We start from the raw sequence: 214 nt of genomic DNA on the forward strand, positions 1-214 counted from the left end.
ACCACGGTAATATCACTTTCCGCAAAGTCTGAACTGGCTTCACTTAAGGTAAAGGTCAGCGCCGCGGTTTCACCGGCTTTGAGGCTCGGCGTGTCGCTGCCGATGCTGATCCCCGGCAGTACAGTATCCAGGCTGATACTGAGCTGGGTCGCCGCGGTGTTGGTGTTACCGGCACTGTCGGTGAACACGCCTCCTGCAACATCAATAGTCGCCG

Annotated in this window: 1 protein-coding gene; it reads right to left on the reverse strand. The window is 57.5% G+C overall.

Annotation, left to right across the window (positions count from 1 at the left end):
• Positions 1-214: Ig-like domain-containing protein (locus Q0852_RS23885; RefSeq protein ID WP_299022946.1), on the reverse strand; the 214-nt coding region annotated here is incomplete at both ends.

Origin of the sequence: uncultured Photobacterium sp. (genome assembly GCF_947502415.1) — a bacterium.
GTDB lineage: Bacteria > Pseudomonadota > Gammaproteobacteria > Enterobacterales > Vibrionaceae > Photobacterium.